At 60.6% G+C, this 25,317-nt stretch carries 30 protein-coding genes; 19 read left to right on the top strand and 11 right to left on the bottom strand.

Annotation, left to right across the window (positions count from 1 at the left end; genetic code table 11):
- Nucleotides 1-57: 57 nt before the first annotated feature.
- Nucleotides 58-912 (bottom strand): SDR family NAD(P)-dependent oxidoreductase, encoded by an 855-nt coding sequence (locus QDY28_RS24435; protein ID WP_331384075.1) that lies wholly within the window; start codon nucleotides 910-912, stop codon nucleotides 58-60.
- 83 nt (nucleotides 913-995) lie between these two features.
- Here QDY28_RS24435 and QDY28_RS24430 point away from each other — a divergent pair, with 83 nt between their 5' ends.
- From QDY28_RS24430 to QDY28_RS24420, 3 genes are all read left to right on the top strand, one after another.
- Complete coding sequence (locus QDY28_RS24430; protein ID WP_331384074.1) at nucleotides 996-1,241, top strand: type II toxin-antitoxin system ParD family antitoxin; 246 nt, start codon at nucleotides 996-998, stop codon at nucleotides 1,239-1,241.
- Entirely contained in the window at nucleotides 1,238-1,528 is a 291-nt protein-coding gene (locus tag QDY28_RS24425) for a type II toxin-antitoxin system RelE/ParE family toxin (protein ID WP_331384073.1), read from the top strand. Before QDY28_RS24430 ends, QDY28_RS24425 begins: the two co-directional genes overlap by 4 nt.
- 124 nt (nucleotides 1,529-1,652) lie before the next feature.
- The gene (locus QDY28_RS24420) at nucleotides 1,653-2,876 is read left to right on the top strand and encodes an argininosuccinate synthase (RefSeq protein WP_331384072.1); all 1,224 of its coding nucleotides are present in this window, start codon (nucleotides 1,653-1,655) and stop codon (nucleotides 2,874-2,876) included.
- Nucleotides 2,877-2,953: 77 nt separating this feature from the next.
- Here QDY28_RS24420 and QDY28_RS24415 read toward each other — a convergent pair whose 3' ends face one another.
- Nucleotides 2,954-3,436: a MarR family winged helix-turn-helix transcriptional regulator gene (locus tag QDY28_RS24415; protein ID WP_028751321.1), complete on the bottom strand. Its 483-nt coding sequence runs from the start codon at nucleotides 3,434-3,436 to the stop codon at nucleotides 2,954-2,956.
- Between the two features lie 160 nt (nucleotides 3,437-3,596).
- Between QDY28_RS24415 and QDY28_RS24410 the strand changes: the two genes are divergently transcribed.
- Both QDY28_RS24410 and QDY28_RS24405 read left to right on the top strand, forming a co-directional pair.
- Complete coding sequence (locus QDY28_RS24410) at nucleotides 3,597-4,238, top strand: LysE family translocator (RefSeq protein WP_331384071.1); 642 nt, start codon at nucleotides 3,597-3,599, stop codon at nucleotides 4,236-4,238.
- 96 nt (nucleotides 4,239-4,334) lie between these two features.
- Nucleotides 4,335-6,398: a M3 family metallopeptidase gene (locus tag QDY28_RS24405; RefSeq protein ID WP_331384070.1), complete on the top strand. Its 2,064-nt coding sequence runs from the start codon at nucleotides 4,335-4,337 to the stop codon at nucleotides 6,396-6,398.
- A 97-nt stretch (nucleotides 6,399-6,495) separates the two neighbouring features.
- Here the strand turns inward: QDY28_RS24405 and QDY28_RS24400 are convergent, their stop codons facing one another.
- Complete coding sequence (locus QDY28_RS24400; RefSeq protein ID WP_331384069.1) at nucleotides 6,496-6,951, bottom strand: MarR family winged helix-turn-helix transcriptional regulator; 456 nt, start codon at nucleotides 6,949-6,951, stop codon at nucleotides 6,496-6,498.
- A gap of 120 nt (nucleotides 6,952-7,071) precedes the next feature.
- Here QDY28_RS24400 and QDY28_RS24395 point away from each other — a divergent pair, with 120 nt between their 5' ends.
- From QDY28_RS24395 to ppa, 4 genes are all read left to right on the top strand, one after another.
- Nucleotides 7,072-7,755, top strand: coding sequence for a glutathione S-transferase family protein (locus QDY28_RS24395; protein WP_331384068.1), 684 nt, complete (start codon nucleotides 7,072-7,074; stop codon nucleotides 7,753-7,755).
- 188 nt (nucleotides 7,756-7,943) lie between these two features.
- The gene (typA, locus tag QDY28_RS24390) at nucleotides 7,944-9,761 is read left to right on the top strand and encodes a translational GTPase TypA (RefSeq protein WP_331384067.1); all 1,818 of its coding nucleotides are present in this window, start codon (nucleotides 7,944-7,946) and stop codon (nucleotides 9,759-9,761) included.
- Between the two features lie 207 nt (nucleotides 9,762-9,968).
- Complete coding sequence (locus QDY28_RS24385; RefSeq protein WP_028751315.1) at nucleotides 9,969-10,475, top strand: GNAT family N-acetyltransferase; 507 nt, start codon at nucleotides 9,969-9,971, stop codon at nucleotides 10,473-10,475.
- Nucleotides 10,476-10,691: 216 nt separating this feature from the next.
- Nucleotides 10,692-11,225, top strand: coding sequence for an inorganic diphosphatase (gene ppa, locus QDY28_RS24380; RefSeq protein WP_028751314.1), 534 nt, complete (start codon nucleotides 10,692-10,694; stop codon nucleotides 11,223-11,225).
- Here the strand turns inward: ppa and QDY28_RS24375 are convergent, their stop codons facing one another.
- Nucleotides 11,226-11,540 carry a DUF167 domain-containing protein gene (locus QDY28_RS24375; RefSeq protein WP_331384066.1) on the bottom strand — a complete coding sequence of 105 codons (315 nt, stop codon included), beginning with the start codon at nucleotides 11,538-11,540 and terminating at the stop codon, nucleotides 11,226-11,228.
- The gene (locus QDY28_RS24370) at nucleotides 11,537-11,830 is read right to left on the bottom strand and encodes a YggT family protein (protein ID WP_028751312.1); all 294 of its coding nucleotides are present in this window, start codon (nucleotides 11,828-11,830) and stop codon (nucleotides 11,537-11,539) included. Before QDY28_RS24370 ends, QDY28_RS24375 begins: the two co-directional genes overlap by 4 nt.
- Nucleotides 11,831-11,963: 133 nt before the next feature.
- On the opposite strand from QDY28_RS24370, the gene QDY28_RS24365 reads away from it, so the two are divergent.
- Genes QDY28_RS24365 through QDY28_RS24355 form a run of 3 tightly spaced genes read left to right on the top strand, consistent with a single transcriptional unit; the run spans nucleotide 11,964 to nucleotide 15,370 of the window.
- Nucleotides 11,964-13,220: an MFS transporter gene (locus QDY28_RS24365; protein ID WP_331384065.1), complete on the top strand. Its 1,257-nt coding sequence runs from the start codon at nucleotides 11,964-11,966 to the stop codon at nucleotides 13,218-13,220.
- A gap of 48 nt (nucleotides 13,221-13,268) precedes the next feature.
- Nucleotides 13,269-14,273, top strand: coding sequence for an HlyD family secretion protein (locus QDY28_RS24360; protein WP_331384064.1), 1,005 nt, complete (start codon nucleotides 13,269-13,271; stop codon nucleotides 14,271-14,273).
- Nucleotides 14,270-15,370 carry an FUSC family protein gene (locus QDY28_RS24355; protein WP_331384063.1) on the top strand — a complete coding sequence of 367 codons (1,101 nt, stop codon included), beginning with the start codon at nucleotides 14,270-14,272 and terminating at the stop codon, nucleotides 15,368-15,370. Before QDY28_RS24360 ends, QDY28_RS24355 begins: the two co-directional genes overlap by 4 nt.
- A 28-nt stretch (nucleotides 15,371-15,398) precedes the next feature.
- Here QDY28_RS24355 and QDY28_RS24350 read toward each other — a convergent pair whose 3' ends face one another.
- The 6 genes from QDY28_RS24350 to hemC all read right to left on the bottom strand — a co-directional run bounded on the left by QDY28_RS24350 (nucleotide 15,399) and on the right by hemC (nucleotide 21,252).
- Nucleotides 15,399-16,130, bottom strand: coding sequence for a glutamine amidotransferase (locus QDY28_RS24350; protein ID WP_331384110.1), 732 nt, complete (start codon nucleotides 16,128-16,130; stop codon nucleotides 15,399-15,401).
- Nucleotides 16,123-16,608 (bottom strand): tellurite resistance TerB family protein, encoded by a 486-nt coding sequence (locus QDY28_RS24345; RefSeq protein ID WP_028751307.1) that lies wholly within the window; start codon nucleotides 16,606-16,608, stop codon nucleotides 16,123-16,125. The genes QDY28_RS24350 and QDY28_RS24345 overlap by 8 nt, the downstream gene beginning before the upstream one ends.
- Nucleotides 16,609-16,620: 12 nt before the next feature.
- The gene (locus tag QDY28_RS24340) at nucleotides 16,621-18,222 is read right to left on the bottom strand and encodes a heme biosynthesis protein HemY (RefSeq protein ID WP_331384062.1); all 1,602 of its coding nucleotides are present in this window, start codon (nucleotides 18,220-18,222) and stop codon (nucleotides 16,621-16,623) included.
- A 14-nt stretch (nucleotides 18,223-18,236) separates the two neighbouring features.
- Nucleotides 18,237-19,508: a COG4223 family protein gene (locus tag QDY28_RS24335; protein ID WP_331384061.1), complete on the bottom strand. Its 1,272-nt coding sequence runs from the start codon at nucleotides 19,506-19,508 to the stop codon at nucleotides 18,237-18,239.
- Between the two features lie 79 nt (nucleotides 19,509-19,587).
- The gene (locus tag QDY28_RS24330; RefSeq protein WP_331384060.1) at nucleotides 19,588-20,316 is read right to left on the bottom strand and encodes a uroporphyrinogen-III synthase; all 729 of its coding nucleotides are present in this window, start codon (nucleotides 20,314-20,316) and stop codon (nucleotides 19,588-19,590) included.
- 6 nt (nucleotides 20,317-20,322) lie between these two features.
- Complete coding sequence (gene hemC, locus QDY28_RS24325) at nucleotides 20,323-21,252, bottom strand: hydroxymethylbilane synthase (protein WP_331384059.1); 930 nt, start codon at nucleotides 21,250-21,252, stop codon at nucleotides 20,323-20,325.
- A gap of 83 nt (nucleotides 21,253-21,335) precedes the next feature.
- On the opposite strand from hemC, the gene tsaD reads away from it, so the two are divergent.
- The 7 genes from tsaD to QDY28_RS24290 form a co-directional block, all read left to right on the top strand.
- Nucleotides 21,336-22,433 carry a tRNA (adenosine(37)-N6)-threonylcarbamoyltransferase complex transferase subunit TsaD gene (gene tsaD / locus QDY28_RS24320; protein ID WP_331384058.1) on the top strand — a complete coding sequence of 366 codons (1,098 nt, stop codon included), beginning with the start codon at nucleotides 21,336-21,338 and terminating at the stop codon, nucleotides 22,431-22,433.
- Nucleotides 22,430-23,419 (top strand): NAD(P)H-dependent glycerol-3-phosphate dehydrogenase, encoded by a 990-nt coding sequence (locus tag QDY28_RS24315; RefSeq protein WP_331384057.1) that lies wholly within the window; start codon nucleotides 22,430-22,432, stop codon nucleotides 23,417-23,419. Before tsaD ends, QDY28_RS24315 begins: the two co-directional genes overlap by 4 nt.
- Before the next feature lie 59 nt (nucleotides 23,420-23,478).
- Nucleotides 23,479-23,778, top strand: coding sequence for a hypothetical protein (locus QDY28_RS24310; RefSeq protein WP_331384056.1), 300 nt, complete (start codon nucleotides 23,479-23,481; stop codon nucleotides 23,776-23,778).
- Nucleotides 23,775-24,209 carry a PIN domain-containing protein gene (locus QDY28_RS24305; RefSeq protein ID WP_331384055.1) on the top strand — a complete coding sequence of 145 codons (435 nt, stop codon included), beginning with the start codon at nucleotides 23,775-23,777 and terminating at the stop codon, nucleotides 24,207-24,209. The genes QDY28_RS24310 and QDY28_RS24305 overlap by 4 nt, the downstream gene beginning before the upstream one ends.
- A 67-nt stretch (nucleotides 24,210-24,276) precedes the next feature.
- Complete coding sequence (locus QDY28_RS24300; protein ID WP_331384054.1) at nucleotides 24,277-24,570, top strand: YciI-like protein; 294 nt, start codon at nucleotides 24,277-24,279, stop codon at nucleotides 24,568-24,570.
- Nucleotides 24,571-24,573: 3 nt separating this feature from the next.
- Nucleotides 24,574-25,005 carry an EVE domain-containing protein gene (locus tag QDY28_RS24295; RefSeq protein WP_107109598.1) on the top strand — a complete coding sequence of 144 codons (432 nt, stop codon included), beginning with the start codon at nucleotides 24,574-24,576 and terminating at the stop codon, nucleotides 25,003-25,005.
- 119 nt (nucleotides 25,006-25,124) lie between these two features.
- The coding region (locus QDY28_RS24290; RefSeq protein ID WP_442967579.1) for a class I SAM-dependent methyltransferase at nucleotides 25,125-25,317 on the top strand (193 nt) is incomplete at its 3' end.

The following is a 25,317-nucleotide window of genomic DNA, read 5'->3' as shown; positions in this document are numbered from 1 at the left end:
CTCCGAAAGCCGGATAAAAGGATCAACGTTTTTATCCGGCTTTCTGAGCTTTGCCAATCAATCCTTCTTTTCCAGGAATGCCTTGAACTTCTCGGCGTAATCGGGATGCCAGCGCGATAGCGGCGGGCGGTTTTCGATGATATCGCCTGCGGCCCAGAGCATGCGGCGCTCGTCCGTCGGCCGTGCAACATCATTGTCCGGGCAGAGGATGTAGAAGTCGCCGCGTTGCAGGCTCTCGACCATGAAATCGACCGTCTGTTCCGCTGTCCAGGCGCCTGCCGGCTTTTCTTGGCGCTCGCCCTTGGTCAGGCCGGTGAAGACGAAGCCGGGGATGAGGAGATGCGCGGAAATCTTCGAGCCCGCAGTGTTGCGCAGCTCGTGCTGCAGCGCCTCGGTGAAGACTTTCACGCCGGCTTTGGAGACATTGTAGGCGGGGTTTCCGGGCGGCGTGGTGATGCCCTGCTTCGAGCCGGTATTGATGATCAGGCCAGGCTCGCCGTGGGCCAGCATACCGGGACCAAAAGTGCGCGTGCCATTGATGACCCCCAGCAGATTGACGCCGAGAATATTGTCCCAACCGGCCTGCGCGCTGAAGATCGAGGTTTCCGGCCCGATGCCGGCATTGTTCATCAGCACATGCACCCGGCCGAAACGCTGCAGGACGGCGCGTTCAAGAGCTTCGAGGGACTCCTTCCGAGCAACGTCGGTTTCGACGGCCATGATCTGGTCTTCGCCGGCGATTGCCTCAAGCTCGGCGCGTGCCTCGGCCAGCCGATCACCGCCGAGATCGGCGATGGCGACGCTCATGCCAAGCCTTGCGAAATATTTCGCCGCGGCAAGGCCGATCCCAGAGGCGCCGCCAGTGATGACGGCAACATTGGCTTTCTTGAAAATCTCTTTGATATCGGTCACGAGCGGCGCCCTCCCCAGCATTGTTTGGTCGCCGCCGAATATGGTACTTTCGAAAGCCAAGTCAAACCGCCGGAGGTCGCGCTGTGACAAAGCATGTGTCCGTAGAGATCGACGAGCAGATGGAGGCATTCATCGGCGAGCAGATCAGCCATGGCCACTACGGTTCGCCTAGCGAGGTGATCGACGCCGCGCTGAAGCTATTGCGCAGCCGGGCGGAAATAGAAGCCATTGCGGCCGCTATTGCTGAAGGCGAGGCTTCGGGAGAGCCGGAGGAGTTTGACTTCGACGGATTTATCGAAGGAAAGCGAAAGTTGCGCAATCAGCAATGAAGAAATTGGTCTTCTTGCCCAAGGCAGCGTCCGACATCGATCAAATCTACGATTATACCGAGGAAAAATGGGGTTACGAGCAGGCGGAGGATTATGTCTTCGCTCTGCGTGATCGTTGTCATGCTTTGGTAAAGGGCATTGCGCGCGGTCGTAAGGTTGGTGGTATCAAACCCGACTATCTCGCTTTGGTCTCCGGCTCACACTTCATTATCTACAAAGACGCCGCCCAGACGATTACGATCGTTCGCATCCTGCATCAGCGGATGAATATCGGCGCACACCTCTGAGCTCGCTCTGCTACACACTCCACGGCGCTTCCCCTTGCGCCTCGCGATAATCTCGCTAAAAGTGCCGCGACAAAGGCTTTGCGGGGCGTCTCCGCGAGCTCGCACTGAAACGGACCTCATCACCATGGCATCACATAAAAACGTGAAGAAAGTCGTTCTCGCCTATTCCGGCGGTCTCGACACCTCGATTATCCTGAAGTGGCTGCAGACGGAGCTCGGCGCAGAAGTCGTCACCTTCACCGCCGATCTCGGCCAGGGCGAAGAGCTGGAGCCGGCGCGCAAGAAGGCCGAGATGCTCGGCATCAAGGAAATCTATATCGAGGACGTGCGCGAAGAATTCGTGCGCGATTTCGTGTTCCCGATGTTCCGCGCCAACGCCGTTTATGAAGGCGTCTACCTACTCGGTACGTCGATTGCCCGGCCGCTGATCTCCAAGCACCTGATCGATATTGCCAAGAAGACCGGCGCCGATGCGATTGCCCATGGCGCGACCGGCAAGGGCAACGACCAGGTCCGTTTCGAATTGTCGGCCTATGCGCTGAATCCCGACATCAAGATCATCGCGCCATGGCGCGACTGGTCGTTCAAGAGCCGCACCGACCTGCTCGAATTTGCCGAGAAGCACCAGATTCCGGTTGCCAAGGACAAGAAGGGCGAGGCGCCGTTCTCCGTCGATGCCAACCTGCTGCACTCCTCGTCCGAGGGCAAGGTTCTGGAAGACCCGTCACAGGAAGCGCCGGAATATGTGCACATGCGCACGATCTCGCCGGAGGCCGCTCCCGACAAGGCGACGATCATCAAGGTCGGCTTCGAAAAGGGCGATGCCGTTTCGATCAACGGTGAGCGCATGAGCCCGGCAACACTGCTCGCAACGCTCAACAATTACGGGCGTGACAACGGTATTGGTCGCCTCGACCTTGTCGAGAACCGTTATGTCGGCATGAAGTCGCGCGGCGTCTACGAGACCCCCGGCGGCACGATCCTGCTCGCCGCCCACCGCGCCGTCGAATCCATCACGCTCGATCGCGGTGCCGCTCATCTCAAGGATGAGCTGATGCCGCGTTATGCCGAGCTGATCTATTACGGATTCTGGTTCTCGCCGGAGCGCGAGATGCTGCAGGCGCTGATCGACAAGAGCCAGGAGCATGTCGAAGGCGAAGTGACGCTGAAACTCTACAAGGGCAATGTCATGGTCATCGGCCGCGAAAGCCCGAAGTCGCTCTATTCCGACAAGCTCGTCACTTTCGAAGACGACCAGGGCGCCTACGACCAGAAGGATGCGGCAGGCTTCATCAAGCTCAACGCGTTGCGTCTGCGCACGCTCGGCAAGCGCAATCTGTCGAAGTAATCAGCTTCGCGATGAAATACGAACCCGCTTCCGATTGTCGGAGGCGGGTTTTTATTTTTGGATAGAAAAGGGCCGGATTACTCGGCGGCCCTCAATTCGCGTTCCATCTCTGCCGGCAGCTCCGCATTCTGCAGATTGCTGCGGAACGCGCGGAGCGCATGATGGAGCTCATCCTGCAGGCCGTGATCGAAGCCTTGCATCGCATCCTTTTCCACTGCGTAGATCTCGCAACCGATCTGCTTCAGCTTGGCACCGGCCGCCTCCGACAGCACGATGCGTTTGGCGCGGCGGTCGAGCGGATCGGGCTGACGCTCGATCAGGCCTCGGGCCTGCAACTTGTCGAGGAAGGCGCTGACCGTCATCGGCTCCAGCCCCATCCGCGTGGCAATATCGAGTTGTCGGCTGCCATTGACGGCGGCGACCTGGATCAGCGTGCGCGCTTCACCCGCCGTCAAACCCAATCCCGCGACCATAATGCGCCGCTCAAAGGCCGCTCGCATCAATCGGGCGCAATCCGCCACCAGAAAGGCAAGCGAATCCGTATCTATCCTGCTGCTCATAAGCGCTTCCCTACTTACGCTTTGTTTTTAGGCCCCGATCAATCTTTAGTGATTTCGCCCCCCAAATTCAACGGATTCTTCCTTTTTCAAGGGACTCGTTTAGCTTGACCCGATTCGATGCGTGATTAATCTGTCGCGATCACCAGCGGGAACTTCCAATATGACGCAATCACTTCTCGTCGGCGCCTTTTTGGCGGCGCTGTTCTACGTGCTCATTCCCGGACCAGCTTTCCTGGCACTGCTCGGCATCGGCGCAGGGCAGGGGCGCAAGGCTGGCGCCCTCTTCGTAAGCGGTCATTTGGTCGGGGACATCGTTTGGTCTTCGCTCGCTTTGGTTGCAATCATTGGCGCAAAAACTATCGGTACCGTCGTATTCGACGTGCTCGGCTTGCTCTGCGGTTTCTATCTAGCCTGGATCGGCTGGAATGCCTTCACGGCCAAGCCGAAGAAGGATGGCAAGGCCTTGCTGAATGTCGATCGTCCCTTCCGGCGTGGCCTGATCTTCGGCGTCACCAATCCGAAAGGATATCCCGTGGCGCTGGCAACATTTACCGCGCTGGTGGCCGGTTCGGCTGGTGCATTGACGTTCAGTGCGTTGCCGCTGCTGCTCACCGTTTCTTTCGTCGGCTTCGTCACGGCCGACATCATCCTCATCGGCGTTATCGGGGCGGGTGCTGTCCGGCGTTTCTACCGTGCGCATGAGCGGCTGATCGTGCGCTGTTCCGGCGTGCTGTTCATGGGCTTTGCGGCTCAGGCGTTGTGGCATGCGGCGCCTGGCCTGCTCGGCTGGCGCAAGGCCTGACCATTCCTCTTTTTTGTTCCGCCCTCGCCATACCAATTTGGCGGAGAGGGTCTTATATCGTGCTTCGATCAGATGCCTGCCGAAAGGATCCCTTGCATGTCTTCCCAAACCGTCCTCAACCCAGCGCTCGTCGAATGGACCGGACATCAGGGATTGCCGCGTTTCGATGCCGTGAAGGACGCCGACTTCGCGCCTGCCTTTGACGCTGCTCTTGCAGCTCACGATGCGGAGATCGATACGATCGCTGACAATGTCGAGGCGCCGACTTTTGCCAACACCGTTACCGCGCTCGAAATCGCCGGTGACGAGCTGTCGCGGGTCTCCGCTCTGTTCTGGAACAGGGCTGGGGCGCATACCAACGAGGTGATCCAGGCGTTGGAGCGTGAGATCGCGCCGAAGATGTCGCGGCATTATTCGAAGATCGGCATGAATGCCGCGCTTTTCGCCCGCATCGATGCGCTGTGGGAAGCGCGTGAGGACCTAGGCCTGACGGTGGAAGAGACCCGCATGCTGGAACGGCATTGGAAAGGTTTCGTGAAATCGGGCGCCAAGCTGGCGAAGGCAGAGCAGGAACGGCTCGCGGAGATCAACGAGAAGCTGGCGGGCCTCGGCGCACAGTTCGGACAGAATGTCCTTGCCGACGAAAAGGGCTGGGCATTGATCCTCTCCGAAGAATCCGATCTTGCCGGCCTTCCCGATTTCCTGAGGGATGCGATGGCCGCGGCGGCGCGGGAGCGCGGGGAAGAGGGCAAATTTGCCGTCACTCTGTCGCGTTCCATTATCGAGCCCTTTCTGGCTTCGTCCGAGCGTCGGGATCTACGCGAGCAGGCGTTCAAGGCATGGGTGGCGCGCGGCGCCAATGGTGGCCAGACGGATAACCGCACGATCATCAAGGAGACGCTGGCGCTGAGAGCCGAGAAGTCCGAACTGCTCGGCTACGGCAATTATGCCGAACTGAAGCTCGACAACACCATGGCCAAGACTCCGGAGGCGGTGAACCAACTACTGAGGACGGTCTGGGCGAAAGCGGTGGAGCGCGCTCGCGAGGAAGAACGCGATATCGCCGCGCTGATTGCCGAGGAAGGCCGCAATCATGAGGTCATGCCCTGGGATTGGCGGCACTATGCCGAGAAGATCAGGACACGAAAGTTCGATTTCTCCGAGACGGAGCTGAAGCCCTATCTGCAGCTCGAAAAGATCATCGCGGCCTGCTTCGATGTTGCCGGCCGCCTTTTCGGCGTCCGCGCCGTCGAGCAGAAGGGCGTTCCTGCCTATCATCCCGACGTGCGCGTTTTCGAGATCCGCGATCGCTCGGACAGGCTGGTGGCGCTGTTCCTCGGCGATTATTTCGCCCGTAGCTCCAAGCGTTCCGGCGCTTGGATGAGTTCGTTTCAATCGCAGCATAAATTGCCGCTGAAGAATGGCCATGTCGGAGAACTGCCGATCATCTATAATGTCTGCAATTTCGCCAAGCCGGCGGAGGGCAAGCCGGCGCTGCTGTCGCTCGATGACGCCCGCACGCTATTCCACGAATTCGGCCATGCCCTACACGGAATGCTCTCGAACGTCACCTATCCATCGGTGTCGGGCACCGGCGTTTCCCGCGATTTCGTCGAGCTGCCGTCGCAACTCTACGAACATTGGCTGACCGTACCGGCAATCCTCAAGGAATATGCCGTGCACTACGAGACCGGTGCGCCGATGCCGCAGGCTTTGCTCGACAAGATTCTTGCCGCCCGCACCTTCAATGCCGGCTTCAACACGGTGGAATTCACCTCCTCGGCGCTCGTCGATATGGCGTTTCACACGCGTGGCGCGGTCGAAGACCCGATGGCGGTGCAGGCCGAAGTGCTCTCGGACATCGGCATGCCGAATTCGATCGTCATGCGCCACGCCACGCCGCATTTCCAGCATGTGTTTTCCGGCGACGGCTATTCGGCCGGCTATTATTCCTACATGTGGTCGGAAGTGCTGGATGCCGACGCCTTCGCCGCATTTGAGGAAACCGGCGACGCCTTCAATTCGGATATGGCCGGAAAGCTGAAGGCAAATATCTATTCCGTTGGCGGCTCAATCGATCCGGAAGATGCCTATAAGGCCTTCCGCGGCAAGCTACCGAGCCCGGATGCGATGCTGAAGAAGAAGGGGCTAGCGGCCTGATCCTTGCTTTCGGTATGTCGCAAAGTCAGTCGCGAAAGGTCAACTTTCGCGGCCGATGTGTGCGGCAGCGTCTGATTGATTGATTTTGCCGGGTAAATCAGGATCTGCGCGAGAGCAGAGCTAACAGCTCGCTCAATTGATCGGCTTGGGTGTCGTCCAGCTTGTCACCCAGATGGCGTTGAAGCGCCGAGGCATAAACAGTCCACATGTGGCTCCGCATGGCAATTCCTGCCTCGGTGATAACCACCCAGCGGCCTCGGCCATCCTCCGAAAATATCTCACGGTGAACAAAACCAGCCTTTTCCATGCGGTCGAGAAGGCGAGACAGATTGTGTTGGGCTAGGAGCGTGCGCTCCTCAATCTCGTAGGGCCGCAGTCTGCCGTCCGCCGCCCGTGTCAATTCCAGCAGCACGTCATACCAACCGAGCGGCGGCAGGCCAGCCGCTTTCAAGTCCTGCTCGATCGCCGCAAGGACGATTTGCTGAGTGCGCATAAGGCGCACCCATGCTCGAGTGATGGCTGGGGAGGGCTGTGGGGATTCGAAATTGGACATAGATGCAATTACATCTATATTGACCAATTTGGCAAGCGCGGATATAGATGCAACTACATCTACATCAGATGGAGATATTTCCGGCCCCGTTCGCTGGGGCAGACAATAGGAGATTTGATCATGTTCGACGCAAAGTTGACCCTCGTCAGCCACCATCTTTGCCCCTACGTTCAGCGGGCCGTCATCACGCTTACTGAGAAGGCCGTGCCGTTCGAGCTCCGTTATGTCGATCTGTCGGCAAAGCCCGATTGGTTTCTCGCCATTTCTCCGCTCGGCAAGGTGCCCCTCCTGATCGTGACGGAAGGCGACGGGACAGAAACAGTGTTGTTCGAGAGTGCCGTGATCTGCGAATATCTCGAGGAAACCCAATCGGGTGCCAAGCTCCATCCGGCAAATCCGCTGGCTCGTGCCCGGCATCGCGGCTGGGTCGAGTTCGGCTCCTCCGTCCTTTCGGATTTGTGGGGTTTTGAGACCGCCAAAGATGAACGGACCTATGAGGCTACGCGCAAAGCGCTGATCGAAAAGTTCGGTCGTGTTGAGACCGAACTGAACCACGGACCATTTTTCGCTGGCGGAGCCTTCAGCTTGGTCGATGCGGTGTTCGCACCGATCTTCCGTTATTTTGACGTGTTCGACACCATCATACCGACCGGCATATTCGATGCGCTTCCGCGTGTCACGGCATGGCGTGCAGAATTGGCATCACGGCAAAGCGTGCGAGATGCGGTGACGCACGACTATCCCGATCGTCTCAAAGTCTTCCTGATGGATCATGATGCGTGGTTGCTGAAGCGCGCTGCCTAGGGATTCGCGGAATCAGGACCAAGGCGACTGCGTACACACAGGTTGATGTGTTCATGATGCCCAAAGGAGGCTTGCCGCGGCTTTCTTGCCTCCCCCCTTTCGCAAACGCGAAAAAAAGGGTATGAGCGCGCCAAACGTAATTGGCGTGTTCATTTTTTACAGCGCCTCAGCCTCAGAGATACAAGATTATGGCACTTCGCAACATCGCGATCATCGCGCACGTTGACCATGGGAAAACCACCCTCGTTGACGAGCTTCTGAAGCAGTCCGGCTCCTTCCGCGAGAACCAGCGCGTTGCCGAACGCGTCATGGACTCGAACGATCTGGAAAAGGAACGCGGCATTACCATTCTCGCCAAGGCGACCTCGGTCGTCTGGAAGGATACCCGCATCAACATCGTCGACACTCCCGGCCACGCCGACTTCGGCGGTGAAGTTGAGCGCATCCTGTCGATGGTGGACGGCGCGATCGTTCTCGTCGACGCTGCCGAAGGCCCGATGCCGCAAACCAAGTTCGTCGTCGGCAAGGCGCTGAAGGTCGGTCTTCGCCCGATCGTTGCGATCAACAAGATCGACCGCCCGGATGCCCGCGCCGATGAAGTCATCAACGAAGTCTTCGATCTCTTCGCCAATCTCGACGCCACCGACGAGCAGCTCGACTTCCCGATCCTCTACGGCTCCGGCCGTAACGGCTGGATGAACTATTCGCCGGAAGGTCCGAAGGATGAAGGTCTGGCGCCGCTGCTCGATCTCGTCGTCAAGCACGTTCCGGAGCCGACCGTCGGCGAAGGCCCGTTCCGCATGATCGGCACTATCCTGGAAGCCAACCCCTTCCTCGGCCGCATTATCACCGGCCGCATCCATTCCGGCTCGATCAAGCCGAACCAGGCCGTCAAGGTTCTGGGCGCTGACGGCAACCTCATCGAAACCGGCCGTATCTCCAAGATCCTCGCCTTCCGCGGCATCGAGCGTCAGCCGATCGAAGAAGCGCAGGCAGGTGACATCGTCGCCATCGCCGGCCTTTCCAAGGGCACGGTCGCTGACACCTTCTGCGACCCGCAGGTTAGCGAGCCGCTCGTCGCGCAGCCGATCGATCCGCCGACCGTCACCATGTCCTTTATCGTCAACGACAGTCCCTATGCCGGCACCGAAGGCGACAAGGTCACCTCGCGCGTTATCCGCGACCGCCTGTTCAAGGAAGCCGAAGGCAACGTTGCGCTGAAAATCGAAGAAGCCGAAGGCAAGGACTCGTTTTACGTATCCGGCCGCGGCGAATTGCAGCTCGCCGTTCTGATCGAAACCATGCGCCGCGAAGGCTTCGAGCTTGCCGTCTCGCGTCCGCGCGTCGTCATGCACAAGGATGAGAGCGGCCAGTTGCTCGAGCCGATCGAAGAAGTCGTGATCGACGTCGACGAAGAGCATTCCGGTATCGTTGTGCAGAAGATGTCGGAGCGCAAGGCCGAAATGGCCGAGCTGCGTCCGTCCGGCGGCAATCGCGTCCGCCTCGTGTTCTTCGCGCCGACCCGTGGCCTGATCGGTTACCAGTCGGAACTGCTGACGGATACGCGCGGCACCGCCGTCATGAACCGTCTGTTCCATGACTACCAGCCGTACAAGGGCGAAATCGGCGGCCGCGTCAACGGCGTGCTGCTTGCCAACGAAGCCGGCGAAGCCGTTGCCTATGCCCTGTTCAACCTGGAAGACCGCGGCCCGATGATCATCGACGCCGGCGAGAAGGTCTATGCCGGCATGATCATCGGCATTCACTCCCGCGACAACGACCTCGAAGTGAACGTGCTGAAGGGCAAGAAGCTCACCAACATCCGCGCCGCAGGCAAGGACGAAGCCGTGAAGCTGACGCCGCCGATCCGCATGACGCTCGACCGCGCACTCTCCTGGATCCAGGACGACGAGCTGGTCGAAGTCACGCCGAAGTCGATCCGCCTGCGCAAAATGTACCTCGATCCCAACGAACGTAAGCGTTTCGAGAAGGCTCGCTACGCATAATAGAGCGACTTGTACCGCTTCGGACGAATTGACCCCGGCCCCTGTGCCGGGGTTTTATTTTGTGTGTTCGATTTTTGAGCCCTTGTCGCAAAGGTTAAAAAGGCGTTAATTTTCAGCAGTCGTCCACAGGTAAAGACTGTGGGCAAATCATCTGTCCGCATGATTTGTGGATGGTTAATTTTCGCTGGCGGGACCAGAGTAGACGTTATGAAGACGTTGTCGATCGATGTTCGGCGGGCCGAACCGCATGATGCCCGGGCCATTTCCGAGGTGCACCGCCAGTCGTGGCAGTACGCCTATACTGGCATCATTCCGCATCGCGCGCTCAGCCAGATGATCGAGCGCCGCGGCGAAGCCTGGTGGCGCAAGGCGACCAGCGGCCCGGCGACACTTCTGGTTCTCGATGTCGCGGGCGAGATCGCCGGCTACGCCACGCTCGGCCTCAACCGTGCCCGTGCGCTGCCTCAGGAAGGCGAGATCTACGAACTCTATCTTCGCCCGGAATATCAGGGCATCGGCCTTGGCCGGCTTCTCTTCGGCGAAGCGCGCCGGCTCCTGAAGTCACTCGGCTGCAAGGGGTTGGTCGTCTGGTGCCTCGAGGAAAACGAGAATGCCGACCGCTTCTATCGCGGCCAAGGCGGCGCGGATTTCTGCGAGGGCATCGAGACCTTCGACCGCAAGCAGCTCAAGAAAATCGGCTTCGTCTGGCCCTAAAGCGTGTCGCGGTCTTTCAGACTCGCTCTTTGCGCTTTAGGCTCTTGATTTTGCGCATGTCGTTATCGCAAAACCGCTGCGCACTTTTGCGCGACATGCGTTAAGCCGCCCGCTGCGACAATCGATTAAAATCCCGCACCGTCCCAATGCCTTGTTGCGTTGCGTCATGATTCCGATTATTTGGCTGGCAGCAACCATCCTTATTAGGGGAGACGCATGCGCATCGACGCGATTTCCATTGGCAAGAACCCGCCCGAAGACGTCAACGTCATCGTTGAAGTTCCGGTCGGCGGTCATCCGATCAAGTATGAAATGGACAAGGACGCCGGCACGCTAGTCGTCGACCGTTTCCTCTACACGCCGATGACCTATCCGGGCAATTACGGCTTTGTCCCGCACACGCTCTCCGAAGACGGCGACCCGATTGACGTGCTGATCGCCAGCACCCGCCCGCTGGTTCCCGGCTGCGTCATCAACGTTCGCCCGATCGGCGTGCTGATGATGGAAGACAATTCCGGCAAGGACGAAAAGATCATTGCCGTTCCCTCGCCGAAGCTGACGCTGCGCTACGAGAAGGTCAGGGAATATACCGACCTGCCGGAAATCACGGTGAAGCAGATCGAGCATTTCTTCGAGCACTACAAGGATCTAGAGCCCGGCAAGTGGGTGAAGATCTACGGCTGGAAGGGCTCCAAGGAAGCCGGCGAGCTCATTCTCGAAGCTATCGAGCGCGCCAAGAAGGCGAAGTGATCAGCCCTTCGCTATAGCGTTCAGCTTGCCTATCAAATCCTCCGGGTCGCCATCGATCCGGAGGATTTTTTTACGCGCAGTGTCGCCGGAAATCAGGCTGACCGAGGATTTGGAGATACTGAGGCTCTTGGCGATGAGTGCGATCAGTGCCTTGTTGGCTTTGCCCTTTTCCGGCACGGCAGAGACGCGCGCCTTGAGATAGGCCTCGCCATCGGCACCTATCTCCAATCCGTCGATCGCATCACGCCCACCATTGGGCGTGAGCCGCACCGATAATCTCACATGATCGGCAAGAACCTGCCAGGCTTCGCTCACCGGCCGACGAGCGGATAAAGCGTGTTCCACATCAGCGAACGGAAGAAGAAGATGATCAGCAGCAGAATGATCGGCGAAATGTCGATGCCGCCGAGATCGGGCAGCACGCGCCGGATCGGACGGAGCGCCGGCTCGGTGACCGCATAGAGGAAACTTCCGACCGAGTTGACGAACTGGTTGCTCGAATTGATGACATTGAATGCATAGAGCCATGAAAAAATGGCGCTGGCGATCAGCACCCAGGTATAAAGATTCAAAGCCAGATCAATGGTTTGAAATAAGGCGAGCATATCCGTCTCCATTTCGCGGTTGACAGACATGTAGACATTGGCGACTTAACGGGCAAGTCCCATGCTTTGAAGCACGCTGAATCATGTTTAACAGGCCGAGGTCTCAGCGGCTCCGGCCGGAAAGCCTCTTCTCATGTCGTCGGTTCCCAGCGGAGACCGGTTTGCCGCGTTCAGGCATGTCGCCTACACCTATTTCTTCTTTGCCCGTTTTCTGACGGCTTTCGCAACGCAAGTGGTCAGCGTCTCCGTCGGCTGGCAGATGTATGATCATACCGGCAATCCGATCTATCTCGGCCTGATCGGGCTGGTCCAGTTCCTGCCTTCGCTGCTCCTGATCCTGGTGACGGGCACCGTCGCTGACCGCTACAACAGGCGCATGGTGGCGGCCATCTGCATTTTCGTCGGCACGATCTGTACAGCGGCGTTGCTGTTCCTGACCGTTTCCGGCACCTTCGCGCCGCTTCCGGTGTTCGTGATCCTCGCCGTCTTCGGCATCGAGCGCGCCTTCATGACACCGGCAACGCAATCGCTGGCGCCCAACCTCATTCCGCCGGAAGATCTGTCGAATGCGGTGACCTGGAATTCGATGTCCTGGGACGCGGCCGCCATTCTCGGCCCCGTTGCCGGCGGCCTGCTCTACGGCATCGGTCCGAGCATTTCCTATACCGTCGCCGTCCTGTTCTTCGCCGCCGGTTCACTGCTGACTTTCCTTATCCCGAAACCGCAGCAACGCGTTGCGCATGAATCGAGGAGCTTGAACGAGATTCTTGCCGGCTTCCGGTTCATCTGGTCGGAAAAGGTGGTGCTCGGTGCCGTCTCGCTTGATCTCTTTGCCGTGCTGCTCGGCGGTGCCGTGGCGCTGATGCCGGTCTATGCGCGCGATATTCTGACGCTCGGTCCCTGGGGCCTTGGTTTGCTGCGCGCCGCTCCAAGCTTCGGCGCCATTGCCATGGGCCTGTTTCTGGCGACCTATCCCATACGGCACCATGCCGGGATCTACATGTTCAGCGGCGTTGCAATATTTGGTGTGGGGACATTGATCTTCGGCGTTTCGCATACGCCGTGGCTGTCGATCGCAGCGCTTACCCTCATGGGCGCCTCCGACCTGATCTCGGTCTATGTCCGCGAAACTCTGATCACGCTCTGGACGCCGGATCATGTGCGGGGACGCGTCAATGCCGTGAACATGGTCTTCGTCGGCGCATCGAACGAACTCGGCGAATTTCGCGCCGGCACCATGGCGCGCTATTTCGGCGCCGTCCCTGCGGTGGTCATCGGCGGCCTCGGCACCTTGGCCGTGGCGATCATCTGGGCGGGCGGCTTCCCGCAATTGCGCCGGATCGATAGCCTGAATGCGCCGGATCGCGGGGGCGAGCCGCAGGTGGCATAAGCCACAATTTTCTTGTCATGATGGTAACTGCGCGCGCATGTTATCGCCATGAGCAATATGACGAGCAACGAACCGATCGAACCCGAGGCATCTGCTTCGCCGCCGGCTGTGTCCACCGAGCGTCGGCGCGCGTTCCGGCTTGTCGCGGGTATAGCCTGCCTGGTGGCGCTATGGGCGGTTTGGCAGGTTTGGACTTCGTTTGTCGCCTACACCGACGATGCCTATGTCACCACGAATTTCGTGACGGTAGCCCCGCAGGTGACGGGCGCGGTCGTGAGCGTCAATGTCGCCAACGATCAGGAGGTACGGCGCGGCGATCTTTTAGCGGTGATAGACAAGGTGCCGTTCCAGCTTGTCGTCGATCAGCGCAAAGCGGCAGTTCAGGACGCGGTCGCGAACCACAAGCTTGTCAATGATGAGTTGAGGGCGGCTCAGGATCGGCTGACGGCTGCGACAGTCGCACTCCAACAGGCCGGCGACGATCAGAAACAGGTGGCCTTGACTGCTGCCGATATGATTTCCGCCAGACAGCGGGAGCAGGCAGCGGCGCAGGATGCAGTGGACAAGGCGTCGCAGTCGGTTGCCAGCCAGGACGCCATCGTCGCGCAGGCTAAGGCCGCGCTCGCCTTGGCGGAATGGCAGCTCGGCCAGACCGACATCCGTGCACCCGCCGACGGTACGGTCAACAATCTCGCCATCAGCGTCGGCGATACGGCCTCGGCCGGAAAGCCGCTCGTCGGCATCGTCGATGCGGCGGGCTGGCGCATCGTCGCGAACTACAAGGAAAACTACATCAGGAATCTTGAGCCCGGCAAAGCAGCCTGGGTGTGGCTCGACACGCATCCGTGGCGCCTCTATCGCGCGCGTATCGAGGGCGTATCGCGCGGCATCAGCAGAGGCCCTGATCAGGATGGGATATTGCCCTATGTCGCCCCGACCACCGATTGGATCAGGCTGAAACGCCGCTTCCCGGTAACGCTGAGGCTGATCGATCCGCCATCCGACCTCACCCTTTATATGGGATCGGATGCCAGCACGCTGATCTTCCCATGAGACAGGCTCTTGCAGAGCTCGTCAATGCGATCTGCGGCGAGCTGGCGGAGCTCAGCCTTTCCGGTCCCCGCATGCGGCTCGCCAATATCGCCGCACTGGCGGTCGGGCTCGCGCTCGTCCTCGCGCTGATCCTGCGGCTCAACAATCCCTGGTGGGCCGCTATCAGCGCCTTCCTTTGCGTGCAGGCAAGCCATCCGCAATCCTGGCAGAAAGGCGGGATGAGGATCATGGGAACGCTCGTCGGCGCGGCGCTGAGCTTCGTCCTTGCGCCTTGGCTCGTCTATGATCCCCTGGCAACGGTGCTGCTGCTTTTTGCGGCCGGCACGCTTGCCATTCTTGGCGCGTTGCTGAGTCCCCATGGCTATGCCTGGCTGCTCGGTGGGATCACCGCCATGATGGTCACCCTCGGCTCATTGGACGATCCGACACTGGCGCTTTCCATCGCCTTCTATCGCGCCGTCGAGATCGTGCTCGGCACCGCAACGGCGCTTCTGGTGACACGGCTGCTGGCACCTGCGGAAGGTGCGGTTGTGGCGCCGCCGCCCGGCTGGCATAGTTTGCTGGGTCGAAACTGGCACGTCCTATCGCATGCCATGCGAACCGGGATGGCTGTGGCGGCAGTGCCGCTGGTCTGGCGGCAACTGGAATTGCCAAATCTCAGCCAGATGGCGATTTCGATCGGCGCGGTCATGGCAGTTCCCACTCTCACCGGAGTCTCGGAGACGGATCAATCGGCGATTGCTCAGCGCATGTTGCAGCGGATAGCCGGATGTATCCTGGGCGGCTGCTTCGGCGCGATCGCGTTATTCCTGCCGATCAGCCAATCCTTCGTGCCCTGGCTATTGCTGCTGATGGCGGGCACCTGGCTTGCCATGCAGATCCAGAACGGGCGGTATGGCATCGCCGGCGTCGGCTCGCAGGCCGGTATCGCTTTGATCCTGACGCTCGTTCAGGATACGGGCCCGGCGGACAGCCTGCTGCCGGCTATCAATCGCATCGCCGGCATGATGGGGGCCATAGGGCTTTTGGTGCTCATCAACCTGTTACTGGGTCCGCCGATCAGTGCTCGGCCGGCAAGTGAAGAAAAGCAGGGCTGACGTCAAGGACGCGATGAAGCGGAGCCGGTCAGGCCGCCATCGCCTGCTTGCCCTCGAAAACGAGGTCGAGGAATTCGGATAGCCAGGCTTTGAGCGGCGGGTCGAAGATCATGCGGCCCTCCAGATGCTCGCGACCCTGCTGGGCGTTCGGCATGCAGAAGCGGTGTTCGCCGTGCACGACCCAGCGCTGCATCATGGCGCGGGTGAGTTCTGCGTGGAACTGCAAACCCCAGGCATTGGCGCCATAGCGATAGGCCTGATTGGGATAGGTGTCTCCGGTCGCCAGCAGATCGGCGCCGTGGGGCAGGTCGAAACCTTCACGGTGAAAATGATAGACCATTTGTGGCCAATGGCGCATCAAAAGCCGGCCCTTTTCCGTCGGCTGCAGGGGATACCAGCCGATTTCGGTCTTGCCGTCATCGCGGGCCTTCACCTTGGCGCCGAGATGGCGGGCAAGCATCTGCGCGCCGAGACAGATGCCGAGATAGGGGCGGTTTTCCTTCAGCGGCACGTCGAGCCAATTGATCTCGGTCCTGACGAAATCGTCAGGATCATTGGCGCTCATCGGGCCGCCAAAGACGACCGCGCCGGCATGCCCCTCCAGTGTCGTCGGCAGTCCTTCGCCGAGCACCGGCCGACGGATGTCGAGATCATAGCCCTTGTCCAAAAGCATCTGGCCGACACGGCCGGCGCTGGAACGCTCCTGGTGCAGGACGATCAATACGGGGCGGTTGCCACCGCCCTGCGGCGCCTCAATCATCATCCCCGGTTTCCTTCCTGGGGCCCGGGGCACGGGCGGCTGCTTCCTGGCGCTTGACGACGCGGTCGCGGTCGGAGATGCCCATGAGATCGGCGATGCGCCAGATCGCATGATCCTCCATTTCGCTGCGTTCGCCATCGGCATAAACGATGTCCCAGAGGATGCCGAGGAGTTCGAGGCGCTGTTCGCTATTGAGATGGCGCTTCAGATCGGAGGTGAAACGATAGTAGTCGACCGCCTCGCTTTCGGCTTCCTGGCCCGCCGCAATCAGCGCGTCGAGTTGGCGACCGTCGAGACCGTATTGGCTCTTCAGCAGCTTGCGGAGCCGCTTCTTCTCGCTTTCCTCTATCTTGCCGTCCGCCTCCATCACCTGGAAACAGAGCGCTGCGACCGCAATACGCGGATCATCGGGAGCAAAACCGGACTTGGGGTGTTCCTTGGTCAGGTTTTGAAAGAATTCCTGAAAGCGTTCGAACATTCGACCCCATTCTTAGAAGAGCTTCAGCCGTGTCTTGGGTTCCGGTTCAAGCTTGAGATCTTTGACGCCCGGATCATCGGGCGCACCGCCGAAGAAGGGCTTTGTTTCCGGCTCCTTCGCCGGCTCCGATTTGGCGGCGGGTGGAGGCGCCGGCTTCTTGGCGGCCGGCTCCAATTCCATAACAGAGAGATCGGCAACCGGCGAAGCAACAGTTGGTGAGACAGGTTTAGCCGCAGCGGTTGCGGGAGCGGCCTCGCGCACCGGCGGCAGCGATTTTAACGCCGCATCGACCGAGGCCGTCGTGCCCTCTTCCACCGGCCCTTCGAGTTGACCGAAGGGCGCTTTCCATTCGAAGGCATCAAGGCGGCCGGTGATCGGCGACAGGGGCAGCCATTTGTCGGAGACGACACCATCGGCCAGCCAAGCCGGATCGCGCGGTGCGCGCAGCGCCTGCGCCATCCAATGGCGGACGCGGCCCTGGTCGCCGGTTTCAGCCTCTTCGATGTCGGCCAGCAGCAGGAAGGCGCCTTCGCGGGCATCGATGCGGGCCGCGGCTTCCGCCTTGTTACGGGCCTTGGCAAAGTCGCGGGCGTCGAGTGCCGCCTTTGCCGTGACCAGCAGCGCTTCGACATTGTTCGGGCGCATCGCCTCCAGCCGTTCGGCACGCTTCAGGCGATCGGCGACGGAATCGCCGCTGCGGGCGCGGACATAGGTTCGGCCGATCTCCGGATGCGGTTTTGCCTTCCAGACCTGTTCGAGAATGGAAGCGGCCTTGCGCACCTTATCTTCGCGAAACAATGCCTTGGCGGCCGTCAGCGCGGCCGGCACGAAATCGGGGGCGAGTTTCAGTGCTGCCAGCGCATCGTCGCGGGCACCGGAGGGGTCGCCTTCGAGCTTTTCATTGGCGCGCGCGGTCAGCAATACGGCGCGCTGCCGGTTGGCGGTATCCTTATCGATGACACGGGCGATCTTCTGCTGGTCGAGCAGCTTGATAGCCTCATCCCAATCGCCGGCCTGGCTTCGGTATTCCAGCGTCGCCTGCGCCGCCCAAGGCAGATAGGGTGCATGGTCGGCCGCCTTTTCGGCATAGTGCCGCGCCGCCTCGTGCGCGCCAAGGCGTTTGGCTTCGAGATAGAGGCCGCGCAGACCGAGCTCGCGGGTTTCCGGGTCGTTGGCCATCAGCTCGAATTTTTGGCGGGCCTCGTCGTGCTTGCCCTCGATTAGCGCGGCCTGCGCCTCGAGCAGGTTGATCAGCGGCTCCTGATCGGCGCGGATCAGGCCGCGCGAGCGCGCCGCCATCTTGCGGGCTAGCAGCGCATTGCCGGCACCGGCGGCGATCAGTCCCGTCGACAATGCCTGATAGCCGCGGTCGCGCTTGCGGGCGCGAAAATAGCGGGTGACGGAATGCGGCGAGGTCCAGATCAGGCGGATGAACCACCAGACCACCATGACGGCGGCGATCAGTGCGATCAGGATGCCGGCAGCGACGATGAGCTTGGTCTGATAGAGCTCGCCGCCCCACACCAGCGAAAGATCGCCCGGGCGATCTGCAAGCCAGGAAAAGCCATAGCCAAGCAGCAGGACGAGAACGGCGAAAATAAGCAGTCTGATCATTCTCTTCCTCGCCCTCAGCTTTGTTTTCCGGTGTCGGCGATCGCCTTGGACAGCGCATCGCCGACCAGGTCCTCGACCCGGATGCGAGCTTCCAATGATTGCTTGAAGGCAGCGGAGGCGGATTTGGCGGCGTCCGGAAGGCTGTTCCATTCGGTGATTGCGCCGGGGAGATCGCCGTTCTTCACCTTGTCCTCGAAGCGGGCGGTAATGGCCTCGACGCTGTCGCCAGTGACGTTGCCGACCGGGCGTACCTGCACCAGGGATTTGGCGCTGGTCAGCAGCCGGTCGCTCCAGCTCTGGTTCGGATCGTCCTGCTGCGTCGAAGTGACGATCGCCGTCGCAACGTCAGATACCCGGCGGATGAGATCGGCGCGCGAGGGAATGCCGGTCTGGGCGAAAGCCTTGAGATCAGCAATGGCAGGGTCATCAGGCGCGACATTGGCGTAGGTATCAAGCTCGGGCTGAAAGGGGCCGCCGCGATCGATTGCCGCCTTCAGTGCCGCAGCCGCAATGGCACGGGCGACGGCGCTTTCCTGGCTCGGCGCGTTCAGCTTCTTTTCGGCGTCCTCCAGACGCTTGCTGACATCGGCGTCGGACGAGGCCTGACTTTGCGTCGCCTGAGCAAGGCTCGCCTTCAATTGGTCCACTTCGGCGCTGAGCGCTGCGATCTTCTGGTCGGCATCTCCGCTGCTAGTGCCGGACGCTGCGCTTGTGCCCGTGTTGTTGGCGGCGGCTGTCTCCAGGGCTGCGACGCGGGCGATAAGAGCGGTGCCGGATGCTGCGGCGGGAGCAGTGGCAAGATTGGACACGGTCTGTTTCAGGCCGTCGATTTCGGCGGAAAGCGCTGCGATATCAGCGGAATGGTCCTTTGCCGGCCTGCCGCCGGGCAGGAGACCGGCATATTGGATAGCGCCGACGCAGATGAGGGAGATCAGACCACCGACAATGCCGGCGGCGATCAGGCCGGACGTTGCGCCTGGCTGCCGCTGGGACGCGGGAGGTTGTTCGGCATAAGGGCGGGAGGGTTCCGGTTCCCTGACGGTCTCGGTTTTGGGCTCTTCTGCCGCAGTGTCCGCGGCGGTCTCATCGGCCTCTCCCCCAACCGGGCCGTTTTCCGGCTCCGACGATATTTCCACCTCATTGGCGGATGAGCTGCCCGGTTCGCTGTGATTGCGCTCCGGCATCTCCTCGGAAGCCGCGGTCTTAGCAGTTTCCTCAGCTTCCATATCGATCGTGATCGGCTCGTCGTTGGGCTTCGAATGGTTTGGCGGATTTCCCGATACCATGAGGTCCTCTTTTCATGCGCTGCAGCGAAAGTAGACAGACAAGTCGATTATGGAAAGAGCTTAAATCAAAATTGCGACTTCACTTCGCAGCAAGAAGCGCCAGAAGGCTGTCTTCGTCCGGCATATTAGCGATATCCACATGAGAATGTAGGGAAGCGGGGACGGCTTCGGCAATTGCTTTGCTGAGGCAAAGGAATCTTGTCGAGGCGAGCAGGTTCGAATGTTGCTGCAGGAAAGGCAGGCTGAAGAAGCGGATCGCCGTCTGATGCGAATAGAGCAGGACGGCGTCGGCGGAAGCATCGAGAAAGAGCCGGCGAAGGACCGCGTCGTCGATGACGATATCCTGCATTCGATAGCATTCGACCGTCTGGAAGGGGATATTCAGCGCCGTCAATCTTGCTTCGAAACCTGCGGCGCGCGGCGCGCCGGCAAGATAGAGCAGGGGTGCTTGAGAATTACCGGTCCATTCGCGGAAAACCAACTCCGCCAGCTCGGTGCCGCTGCCCCCCGATGCGAAAACATTGATGAAACCAATGTCTTTAGCCTCGTCAGCGGTCGCTTTGCCGACGGCGAAAAGCAGGCGGCCGAGATGAGGCTCGAGAGGGTGGCCTATTGCACCCAATGTGCGGATCGCTTCGGCGCTGGTGACGGCAATGGCCCCCCGCGTATTCGATAGGGCCTGCCAAGTCGCGTCGACATGGCGGACGGGTTTCGACAATGGCAGGAGCATCGCCTCGTGCCCCATCTCGGCAAGTCGCCGGGCGGTGCGTTCACCCGAATGCTCAGGACGGGTGACGACGACGCGCATCCGCTATCAGGTCCAGTCTTCGAAGAAGGTGCTGCCAGCCTCTGCGCGGATCGCCTGGCCGGCATTGGTGCCGAGCGCCTCGGCGTCCCGGCGGTGCCCTTCGATGGTGGTGGTGTGTACCTGCTGGCCATCGGGCGTCAGGATCATGCCGAAGAACCTGATGTGATCGCCTTCGCAGACGGCATAGCCGGCAATCGGCGTGCGGCAGGAGCCGTCGAGTGCTGCCAGAAAGCCGCGTTCGCAAGAAACGGTGTCGAAGGTCGGCCCGTCATTGATGGCGGAGAGCAGGTCGTTCGTCCGCTCATCCGCGATACGGCTTTCGATGCAGATCGCGCCTTGTGCCGGCGCCGGCGGAAATTCGTCCGGGTCGAGAATCTCGGTGATCACTTCCACCTTTCCGAGCCGCTTCAGGCCGGCAAGGGCGAGTAATGTCGCGGCGGCCTGACCTTCCTCCAGCTTGCGCAGCCGCGTTTCGACCGAGCCTCGGAAGACAATGACATTGATATCGGGACGCAGGCGCCGGATCAGCGCTTGGCGGCGCAGCGACGCGGAGCCGACGGTCGCGCCATGCGGCAGATCGATCAGCTTTGGCGCGGTACGGCCGATAAAGGAATCGCGGATATCCTCGCGCGGCAGATAGGCCGATAGCGAGAGCCCTTCCGGCAGCTTCGTCGCCATATCCTTGGCCGAGTGTACGGCAAAGTCGAGCTCGCCTGTGGCCAGTTTCTGTTCCAGCTCCTCCGTAAACAGGCCTTTGCCGCCGATCGCTGCCAGCGAACGGTCGGTAATCCGATCGCCCTTGGTGCTCAGAACGACGATCTCGAACATCTCCTCCGGCAAGCCATGCGCCGCCATCAGGCGGTCGCGGGCCTCATGTGCCTGCGCCAGCGCAAGCGGGCTGCCACGTGTGCCGATCCGGAAAGGTTTTGTTTGCATCCGCTTTGATCCGTTGTTACCGACAGTTCCCGTAACCATATTTCCGCTTCATCGCAATCGACCAACCGACAACGACAGCTTCCATGGCGCCCATTCTTCGCATTCTCGGCATCGAAACTAGCTGCGACGAAACCGCCGCGGCCATTGTCGAGCGCCGCGACGACGGCACCGCCACGATTGCCTCCGACGTCGTTTTGAGCCAGTTGGACGAGCATAGCGCCTATGGCGGCGTCGTGCCCGAAATTGCGGCGCGAGCCCATGTCGAGGCGCTGGATACGCTGATCGACGAGGCTCTGAAGCGTGCCAATGTGTCGCTGTCCGACGTCGATGCCATCGCGGCCACATCCGGCCCGGGTCTGATCGGCGGCCTGCTGGTCGGGCTGATGACCGGCAAGGCGATATCGAGGGCGACCGGCAAGCCGCTCTACGCTATCAACCATTTAGAGGGCCATGCACTGACGGCAAGGCTGACGGATGGCCTCAGCTTTCCCTATCTGATGCTGCTCGTCTCCGGCGGCCACACGCAATTGATCCTGGTGCGCGGCGTTGGCGAATATGAGCGCTGGGGCACGACCATCGACGATGCGCTGGGCGAAGCCTTCGATAAGACGGCAAAGCTGCTCGGCCTTCCCTATCCCGGCGGGCCGGCGGTCGAAGCTGCGGCGCAGAGCGGCGATCCCAATCGATTCGATTTTCCCCGGCCGCTGGTCGGCGAGACGCGGCTGGACTTTTCCTTTTCCGGCCTGAAGACCGCTGTGCGGCAGGCGGCAACCGCGATAGCGCCGGTGAGCGCGCAGGATATCGCCGACATCTGTGCCTCCTTCCAGAAGGCAATTTCGCGTACGTTGAAGGATCGGATCGGCCGTGGCCTGCAGCGCTTCAAGGCAGAGTTTCCGAAGACGGCGGACAAGCCGGCGCTGGTGGTTGCCGGCGGCGTCGCCGCCAATCTCGAGCTGCGCCGCACGCTACAGGAGCTCTGCGATCTCAATGGCTTCCGCTTCATCGCGCCGCCCCTCAGGCTCTGCACCGATAATGCCGTGATGATCGCCTGGGCGGGGTTGGAGCGTATGGCGACCGGTGCGGTACCCGACGGCCTCGATGTGCAGCCGCGCTCGCGCTGGCCGCTCGATCAGAAGGCGGAAACTCTTTTGGGGCATGGCAAACGAGGAGCGAAAGCATGAGCGGCAATGAACGCATTGCAGTGATCGGCGCCGGCGCCTTTGGCACGGCGCTCGCCGCCGTCATCGCCTTGACCGGAAAGAGCCAGGTGACGCTGGTCGGGCGCAACGCGGCTGTCATGGCTGACCTCAGCGCTGACCGGATCCATGACGCGGCCTTGCCGGGCATCGATTTGCCGGATTCGCTGCAATTTTCTGCCGAGCCGGACGCCGTTTCGGACGCCAGCATTGTGCTCTTTGCCATGCCGTCGCAGGCGCAGGCCGATGCGGCACGCCAGTACGGACCTTATCTCGCAGAGGATGCCGTCGTCGTCACCTGTGCGAAGGGCATCGACAAGGTTTCCGGCGATCTCTTGACCGACATGCTGGAGCGGGAATTGCCGCATCACACCATCGCGGTTCTCTCCGGTCCGGGCTTTGCGACCGATATTGCCAAGGGCTTGCCGACGGCAATGGCGATCGCCGCCGGCGATATGGCGGTGGCGGAACGGCTGGCGCAGGCGATTTCAGGGCCGACATTCCGCCTTTACGCGTCCGACGATCGCGTCGGCGTGCAGCTTGGCGGCGCGCTGAAGAATGTTTTGGCGATCGCCTGCGGCATTGTCGAAGGGCGCGGTATCGGCGATTCGGCCCGGGCGGCGCTGATCAGCCGCGGCTTGGCGGAAATGTCGCGCTTCGTCGTTGCCAAGGGCGGCAAGGCGGAAACGGTGCGGGGGCTCTCCGGCCTCGGCGACCTCGTGCTGACGGCGACCAGCCACCAGTCCCGCAACCTGCGTTTCGGCATTGCGCTCGGTCGCGGCGAGGCAGCCGATCCATCGCATGGCGATCTCGTCGAAGGTGCCTATGCCGCCTCCATCGCGGCGCGTCTGGCTAGCGGACTCGGCGTCGATATGCCGATCACCGAAGCGGTGTCGGCCATCATCGACGGCACGCTGGATATTCCGACGGCAATCGAGCAGTTGATGATGCGGCCAATTACGACGGAATAGGAAAGCTTGAATGCGGAGCGATTACTGGATATATTACTGGTAATAAGTCGGAGGCCGCGATGAGCAGTTCCCAAAAGCGTGCAATCCAAAATTATCGGTCGCGTCTTGAAGAACGCGGTCTGGCCCGTTTCGAAGTGCTCGGGCTTGATGGCGATCGTGCTCTCATTCGCTCATTGGCACGGCGTTTGGCGGAAGGAGGGACCGATGCGGCCTATATCCGTAATGTCCTAAACCAGGCGATCTCCGGCGAGCCGAAGAAAAAGGGTGGCGTTTATGCTTGGCTGCGCAGTTCGCCGCTCGTCGGAGCAGATCTCGATCTTGAACGGGTACGTAGCGAAGTGCGCGAGATCGATCTTTGACCCGGTATTTGCTCGATAACAATGTTATCAGCAATACGGTCAAGCCAGAGCCGGCGCCTGGTCTTGCCGGTTGGTTTCAAGCACAGATAGATGATGATCTCTTCATTGCTGCATTCACGATTGCCGAGATACAGCGCCGGATTTTGATCAAGCCAGCCGGGCGAAAACGGGACGACCTCGAAACCTGGTTTCTCGGCGCACAAGGACCGCTGGCATATTTCGCCGGACGCATTCTTCCCTTCGACGAGAGTGCGGCCTTAATATGGGCGCAACTTATGGCGGAGGGGCGAGCCGCCGGGCGTCAGCGTGACCCGATGGAAATGTTGATCGCCTCCGTCGCAATCGCGAATGAATGCACTATCGCAACGGACAATGAGGCGGACTTTTGGGGCCTCGATATCGTCAACCCCCTTCGCGCAGAGACAGGATGACTGGCAGCATGCAAGGCTCCATCCATCACCACCAATAATCTGCTGATTTCCATAGGAGAATGAAACCATGCTGTTTGCCTTTGTCTGCAAGGACAAGCCCGGTCACCTGAATGTCCGCATGGACACGCGCCCTGCCCATCTCGAATATCTGAACAGGCTCAATGCCGAGGGCACGCTAAAGATGGCAGGTCCTTTTCTCGATGCCGAGGGCAAGTCCAACGGGACCCTGGCTATCGTAAGCGCCGAGACGATCGAGGCGGCGAAGGCGATCGCGGATGCCGATCCCTATACCAAGGCCGGCCTGTTCGAGAGCGTCGAGATCAAGCCGTTCAACTGGGTCTTCAACAATCCGGAGGCATGAGACATGGCGCATTGGCTTTATAAATCCGAGCCGTCTTCCTGGTCCTGGGAGGCCCAGAAGAAGGCTGGAGAGAAGGGCACCGAATGGACCGGCGTGCGCAACTATCTCGCCCGCAACAACATGCGGGCGATGCAGATCGGCGACAAGGGTTTCTTCTATCATTCCAATGACGGGCTGGAGATCGTCGGCATCGTCGAAGTCTGCGCGCTCTCGCATCCCGATTCGACCGCCAAGGACGATCCGCGCTGGGACTGCGTGGACATCCGCGCCGTGTGCGATATGCCGAAACCGGTGTCGCTGAAGGATATCAAAGCCAATCCGAAGCTCTCGCAGATGTCGCTCGTCACCTCAATGCGGCTTTCCGTGCAACCGGTGACCGATGAGGAATATCTCGAAGTCTGCCGCATGGGCGAACTCGACAATCCGCCTGTCTGACACTTAGAGCGGTTCAGCGTTTTATGGGATCGCTTTCCCGCTCTACCCCTTTGTTTTACGCATTCCGGACGGAAAACCGCTTCGCACTTTTCCCGGAATTGCTTTAGTTCGAGGATGATTTGAAGACCGATCCGGAGAGTTTCATCCGCGCAAATACCAGTCGCATGGCACCGCCGCATGTGCCGGAGATCCGGCTGCATCTGGCGAGCGAGGCCCATGAACTCTGGCTGAAGACGGAGGAAGAACTCGAAGAGATCGGTCTGCCGCCGCCCTTCTGGGCTTTCGCCTGGGCGGGCGGGCAGGGGCTTGCGC

The sequence above is a fragment of the Rhizobium sp. BR 362 genome (genome assembly GCF_036528765.1).
GTDB lineage: Bacteria > Pseudomonadota > Alphaproteobacteria > Rhizobiales > Rhizobiaceae > Rhizobium.
Note: the sequence above shows the minus strand (reverse complement) of the source record. Positions and strands in the feature narration are given on the sequence as shown.